At 64.6% G+C, this 5,291-nt stretch carries 7 protein-coding genes; all 7 read right to left on the bottom strand.

The features are described 5' to 3' along the window. Positions 1-15: 15 nt before the first annotated feature. Positions 16-393, bottom strand: a complete 378-nt coding sequence (locus AC1DWI_RS13120; protein ID WP_457282846.1) for a YciI family protein — start codon at positions 391-393, stop codon at positions 16-18. Positions 394-494: 101 nt separating this feature from the next. After that, the gene (locus AC1DWI_RS13115; RefSeq protein WP_477670089.1) at positions 495-1,157 is read right to left on the bottom strand and encodes an HAD family hydrolase; all 663 of its coding nucleotides are present in this window, start codon (positions 1,155-1,157) and stop codon (positions 495-497) included. Further along, entirely contained in the window at positions 1,154-2,008 is an 855-nt protein-coding gene (locus AC1DWI_RS13110) for a metallophosphoesterase (RefSeq protein ID WP_477670090.1), read from the bottom strand. Before AC1DWI_RS13110 ends, AC1DWI_RS13115 begins: the two co-directional genes overlap by 4 nt. Before the next feature lie 49 nt (positions 2,009-2,057). Further along, positions 2,058-2,354 carry a hypothetical protein gene (locus tag AC1DWI_RS13105; RefSeq protein ID WP_477724982.1) on the bottom strand — a complete coding sequence of 99 codons (297 nt, stop codon included), beginning with the start codon at positions 2,352-2,354 and terminating at the stop codon, positions 2,058-2,060. Between the two features lie 86 nt (positions 2,355-2,440). Further along, positions 2,441-4,222 carry a 7TM diverse intracellular signaling domain-containing protein gene (locus AC1DWI_RS13100; RefSeq protein WP_477724981.1) on the bottom strand — a complete coding sequence of 594 codons (1,782 nt, stop codon included), beginning with the start codon at positions 4,220-4,222 and terminating at the stop codon, positions 2,441-2,443. A gap of 86 nt (positions 4,223-4,308) precedes the next feature. Then, positions 4,309-4,725: a YchJ family protein gene (locus tag AC1DWI_RS13095; protein ID WP_477670093.1), complete on the bottom strand. Its 417-nt coding sequence runs from the start codon at positions 4,723-4,725 to the stop codon at positions 4,309-4,311. 10 nt (positions 4,726-4,735) lie between these two features. Further along, a complete protein-coding gene (locus AC1DWI_RS13090; RefSeq protein WP_477670094.1) occupies positions 4,736-5,164 on the bottom strand; it encodes a rhodanese-like domain-containing protein in 429 nt (142 codons plus the stop codon). Between the last annotated feature and the right edge of the window lie 127 nt (positions 5,165-5,291).

The raw sequence follows: 5,291 nt of genomic DNA, 5'->3' as shown, positions 1-5,291 counted from the left end.
CGCCAGCCAGCCGCCTCAGGCCTTGCCGTCGTACTGCTCAAAGAAATCGATGGGGTGCATGTCGATGCGCCAGCCGGCCTGCTCGCCCAGCGTGGCGGCAGGGTGCAGCGAGGCGGTTTTCACGGCTTCGTCCGGGTTGGCAGCGTCGATGATGAAAAAGCCGCCCACCAGCTCCTTGGCTTCGGTGAACGGGCCGTCGATCTTCTGCGTCTTGCTGCCGCGCGGCTGCAGGCGAATGGCGGGTTCGCCCAGCGAGGCGCTGACGCGCAGCTGGCCGGTGGCCTTGAGCTGGGCGTCCTTGGGCGGGCACTGGCTGACCAGGGCCTGCATGTCGGCGGGCGGCATGGCGGCGAATTCGGCGGGGTTGTAATAGGCGAGGCAAAGGTATTTCACGGTGTTTCCTTCAAAAAGTGGTTGCTGACACCTCTACGACGAATGGCTTCGACCGGAATCGACCGGAATCGACATCTTTTTGGCAAAAAAACTGCTGTGCTTCAGGCCAGCAGCGCGGGCAGGTCGGCCATGGCCGTGAACACATGCACCGCACCGGCGGCGCGCAGGGCTGCGGGCGCGTCGTGGCCCAGCTTGGGCGGGCTGTAGCCAAACACCGTGCAGCCGGCCGCCACGCCGGCCGTGACGCCGGTCACGGTGTCTTCCACCACGGCGCAGCGCTTGGGGTCTACCCCCAGCGCGGCGGCGGCGGCCAGGTACACATCGGGGAAGGGCTTGGAGCGCGGCAGCTCGTGCCCGCTGAAGATGTTGCCCTCAAAGAAAGGCATCAGCCCGCACTTTGCCAGCTGCAGCTCGACCTTGAAACGGTCGGCGCCGGACGCGCAGGCGATGCGGCCCTGGTAGGCCGTGTGGATCTGGCTGACGGCCTCCACCGCGCCATGCACGGCCAGCAGCGACTCGACCAGGGCTTCGTTGCGGCGGGCGCGAAACTCCAGCATCCACGCTTCGGTCAGCGGCTTGCCGGTGTGGGCTTCGATGGTGGCGGCTTCGTCCTTGACGGCCTTGCCGACAAACATGGCCATGCATTCAGCAGAGCCAAGCTTCCAGCCGAGCTCTTCGAGCATGTCGCGGAGCACGCCGTTGGTCAGCGGCTCGCTGTCGACCAGCACGCCATCACAGTCGAATAACACCGCCTCGAATTTCATGGTTCTCTTTCATGGCCCGCTTGCGGGCTTGTGCCACCCAGGGTGAACAGCACCCATTCAGGCCGCATATTAAAACGCACCGGCAGGATACTGACGCCGAGCCCGCTGGTGATGTACATGCGATTGTCTTCGTGCCCGACCCAGCCGTAGGCCCAGTCGCGCGGGCCGGCACCGGGCACCACGGGCGGGCCGTAGAAGGGAATGCTGACCTGGCCGCCGTGGGTGTGGGCGGCCACGATCAGGCCGCGCACCGGCGGCAAGTCAAACAGGCTGGCCGGCTCGTGCATGAAGACCAGCGCCTGCGCGCCCTTGGGCACCTTGCTCATTGCCTTGACCGGTCGGGAGTGGCCGGTGTAGTCGTCACCCACGCCCACCACCCAGACGGGCGTTGCGGATGCCCCAGGTGGAACGGGCAAGGACACAGCGTCGTTCTCGAGCACCGTGATGCCCGCGCGGGTGAATGCGGCGGTGAATTTTTCGCCGTCGTGCCACCAGTCGTGGTTGCCCATGACGGCGTAGACACCCAGCCGGGCTTTCAGCCCGCCCAGCACCTGGGCGATCTCGTCTTCGGGTGTGGCGGCGGTGTCGGGCTTGTAGTCGCGGTCGGCAATGAAGTCGCCGGGCAACAGCACCACGTCGGGTTGGGCGGCATTGATCTGCGCCACGATGTCACGCGCACGCTCCACCGTCATGACGCGCCACAGCGGGCGTTTGGTGAAGTGCCAGTCTGAAGCAATGGCCACTTTCAGGCCGGGCGGCCCTCTCCAGTCCGGAACGGTTTCACTGATCTCGCGGTGCGCGACCCAGCGCGGTTCGATGATGACGACCCATGTTCCCAGCAGCAAAATCACCAGAATCAGAACGCAGGCCCAACAAGACCTTTGCAGTTTTACCAGGCGCTCATAAACGGACATCAACACCCGCTTCGTTCACGGCCTCCATCACACCGGTGCTGTGCGGCGCCAGGCCATAGGCGCGCAGGTTTTTGCGCAGCTCGGTCRTGTCAACCTCGTTCCAGGCCAGGCCGCAATCCATGCAGGCATGTGAATGCTGGTTCTGCAAAAGCACCGGCTTGCCCACAAGGGAGCGCAGCAAGCCACGCAAGGGATAGAACCGCTCCGCTTCGAAATTGCCGCGTACCACCTTGCGGCTGCTGCAGCGCAGGCAATACATGCCGCGCACGGTTTGATTGAACATTGGTGCTCCCCGCCCAGTTAAGGCTACCGCTCACATGGTACCAACGGCCTGCCGTGCGAACGGGGCCGGAGCTTCTGGCGGGCGGTTCATTGCAACTGGCCAGGTGTGGAGCCGAAACGGCGCACGGGAATGGAATCGCCATCGGCTTCGGGCGGACTCAGGAAACGGATCGCGCGCTGGGCCTGGTCATCCTCCACCATCAGGCCCTGCAACGCTGCGTCGAGCGCCGCAAAGTCTCCGACCTCGCTGCGGCGGCTACCCACCGCCACGGTGAACCGCAGCGCCATGGAGGTGGGGTCGTCGGTATCACGCATCAGCCCCAGGGCCACCAGCCGGGACAGACGAGCCCTGAACGCTTCACCCGGCATCACGCCCTCCATCACGATGCCCAGCATGTTGCGGCCAAGCCGCCCCACAGTGTCGAAGTCGCGCGTGATGGTGCGTACCAGCCGCACGCTGCGGGCCAGCAGTTCTTCGGCCTCAACGATGTTCAGCCTGTCCGGGTCGGCCGGCTCCACAGAAACATAGATGATGGCCAGGTCACGCTTCAGCTCCGGCGCGGCGTTCCAGATGCGGGCCGCGCGGTCGCGAAAGGTTTTCCTGTTAAGGAAACCGGTGAGCGGATCGTGCTCTTTGGCCGCCTGCTCGCGCACTGTATCGGCGTGGCGCAGACGGCTCCAGGCGTTGATGCACAGCATCATGACCACCACCTCCACCAAGGCAGCGGCGACCGGAGTTTCGCCGGGCAGCCAGGGCGCGCTGATAAGCCCCGAGCTTTCGGCAAGGGCGAGGGCCACGCAAACAAGGTAGGGCAGGTACACCAGCAGCCAGTAACCGCCGAAGGCCACACCACGCCGCCAGGCACGCCAGGCGCAGGTGATGGTGAAGGCAAAAACGCTGAGTGTGATGGCGTGAAACATCGGCACCATGCGGTCGTACTGCTCAACGAAGGGGCTGGCCGTCATGTACACGAGGCACAGCGCAACCAGCGCGCGCGCCATGCGGTGAAAGTTCCGCCCCTGCAGCCCGCCGAAGATGGACCGGGTGAACTGGAGGTTGAAGGCCAGGGCGCCCATCACAGACAACACAATCGCGTGGCTGGCAAAGGTTGTGGCGTGGGGCCACRGGTAACGCTGGGCCGCGCCGGTGTAGCAAAGGGTGGCCATGACGGTAAACACAAGGTAGCCGGCATACCAGGCATAGGTGCGGTCGCGATAGGCCAGCGCCATCTGGGCGCAGAAGAGAGCCAGCGTGATGATCACCCCCAGCTGCAGGCCCACCCACAACATCTGCACCACATCTCGCCGGGACGCCTCTGCCGTACCTACCAGCACGGGACTCAGATTGACGGGCAAGCGGTGTACCACGCGGACAAAAATGTCCTGCGCGTCCGCGCCGGGCTGCGGCAACGGAAAACGCGGCCGCAGCGAATCGACAGGCCACCGCACATGCGCCACAAAGTCCCCGGCCACAGCCATGCGCCATGCACCGCCCGCATCGCGCTGAAAGAACTCATACCGATCCACGATCACGGTGGGAAATTCCAGCAGCCAATCGGTGCCATTCACCACACCCCCCGGCGCCAGCGTCATGCGCAGCCAAAGCGGCGAGGCCGCACTCACTGCATAACGCTTGCCGCTCACCAGGGGCTTGAAGAGCGCGGCATCCATGGCCGCAACCTGCGCAACGGTGGCGCTTGCGGGCAAGCCTTCGAGCACCTGCAGCGGGGCGGGGTAGGACGCCGGACTGCCGGCAGCGACGGGCGGGGAATTCAGCCCGAGCAGAAAGACCAGCCCCAACACACCGGTCCAGAGCAGCGGATTGCACTGCCGCCACGAAGCCGAACGGGTTGCGCGCTGTTCTTTCATGAAGTCCATTCTTTACCCGAGATGCTATTAATACAGGAGCAACGAGAACCCGTCAATTAAAGGCTTAAAGCACCTTTTATAGCTCATCACAGGTGGTCGCCGTCGACGTAGTACCAACGGCCTAACTCGCGAACAAAGCGGCTGCGTTCGTGCAGCCGCACGGCCGGGCTGCCGGGGGTTTTCTGGCGGGCGACGAATTCGACCTCGGCGTGGGTGTCATCGATCTGGCGATGGCTGCGCACTTCCAGGCCCAGCCATTTCACACCGGGATCGAATTCAATCGATGCCGGCCGATGGCTGGCATGCCAGGTAGCGAGCAGGTAGTCGGCACGCCCGGCCACAAAGGCGGTGTAGCGCGAACGCATGAGGGACTCGGCGTCGGGCGCGGGCACGGTGTCGAAGTGACCAAGGTAGCGGCCACAGCAATTTGCGAACAGCAACGGTTTTTTGGCCGGGCCTGTGCGGCCGCAGGGGCACGGCCGAGATGGCGATGGGTTCGGCATCACCCGGGCATCAGCCGCAGGAGTTGTTGTTTGCGCGGGCCTTGCGCTCTTCCAGCGTTTCGGTGGGCGCGCCCTGCTTCACCCATTCGGCATAACCACCATCGATATGGGCCACATTGCGCATGCCCATGTCCTGCAGGGTTTTGGTGGCCAGTGCGCTGCGCCAGCCGGCCCCGCAAAAGAGGATGAACTCCTTGCCCTCATCGGCAAACAGCGGCTTGTGGTACGGCGACTCGGGGTCAACCCAGAACTCGAGCATGCCGCGCGGTGCGTGGAAGCTGTCCACCACGGTGCCGGCTGTCAGCTCGCGCACATCGCGGATGTCGACGATCTGTACCCTGGGGTCGCTGAGTTTTGACCTGGCCTCTGCCACGGAATAGGTTTTGACCTGCGCCATGGCCTCGTCGACCAGTGCGCGGAATCCTTTGGTGATGGGCATGCTCTGTCTCCTGCTGTGGATCGGCAAGTTTACGGTTTGCTGCACGCAGTTGAACCAGACCCCTGACCAAAACCCAGCAGGGGCCGCGGAACCGGCTTTGCCGGGCCGCAGGCGCAGCGGCCCCCTC

It is taken from the genome of Polaromonas sp. P3_C2, assembly GCF_056402675.1.
Note: the sequence above shows the minus strand (reverse complement) of the source record. Positions and strands in the feature narration are given on the sequence as shown.

Excerpts from the sequence above, each read along its gene's own strand:
- AC1DWI_RS13115 (WP_477670089.1), bottom strand. The coding sequence starts at position 1,157 with ATGAAATTCGAGGCGGTGTTATTCGACTGTGATGGCGTGCTGGTCGAC.
- AC1DWI_RS13095 (WP_477670093.1), bottom strand. The coding sequence starts at position 4,725 with ATGCCGAACCCATCGCCATCTCGGCCGTGCCCCTGCGGCCGCACAGGC.
- AC1DWI_RS13090 (WP_477670094.1), bottom strand. The coding sequence starts at position 5,164 with ATGCCCATCACCAAAGGATTCCGCGCACTGGTCGACGAGGCCATGGCG.